This window comes from Achromobacter sp. DH1f (assembly GCF_000633435.1).
GTDB classification, from domain to species: Bacteria; Pseudomonadota; Gammaproteobacteria; order Burkholderiales; family Burkholderiaceae_B; genus Achromobacter; species Achromobacter deleyi.
This window is the reverse complement of record NZ_AYMF01000065.1, coordinates 1-558: the sequence shown is the minus strand read 5'-3', so window position 1 is coordinate 558 and position 558 is coordinate 1. Positions and strand designations below refer to the sequence as shown.

Genomic DNA, 558 nt, shown 5'->3' with positions numbered 1-558 from the left:
CGCCAAGAAGCTGCTGGCCGATGCCGGCTACCCCGACGGCTTTTCGTTGTCGCTGCTGTGCTCGAACGACATGTTCGTCAACGAAGAAGAACTCTGCCAGGCCGCCGCCTCGATGTGGGCGCGGATCGGCGTGAAGGCCACGCTGGCCAGCGGCCCGCGGTCGTTGCAGAACCCCAAGCGTTCGCGCGGCGAATTCGACATCACCATCCACGGCTGGGCCAACGAGCCGCAGATCGACGCGCTGTCGCTCTTGCTGCAGGTGATCCACAGCCGCACCGGTCCCAACGGCGTCTTCAACTGGGGCCAGTGGGGCGATGCCGCGCTGGACGCGCGCATCGAAGCCGCGGCCGCCGAAATGGACCGGCCCAAGCGCGTGCAGATGATGGCCGACATCCTGCAGACCCTGCACGACGACGTGCGTTTCCTGCCGCTGCATCAGCAGCCCATGGCCTGGGCCGTGGGCGCCAATGTGGGCGACGTGCTGCAGATGCCCGACAACAAGGCGCGCCTGTGGACCGTGCACATGAAGTGATGGCGGGCGGGCCGCCGCGGCGGCCC

At 68.1% G+C, this 558-nt stretch carries 1 protein-coding gene; it reads left to right on the top strand.

The genetic code is table 11. The annotated features are described in order from the left end of the window. The coding region (locus tag U858_RS0132805) for an ABC transporter substrate-binding protein (RefSeq protein ID WP_025141317.1) at positions 1–532 on the top strand (532 nt) is incomplete at its 5' end. Between the last annotated feature and the right edge of the window lie 26 nt (positions 533–558).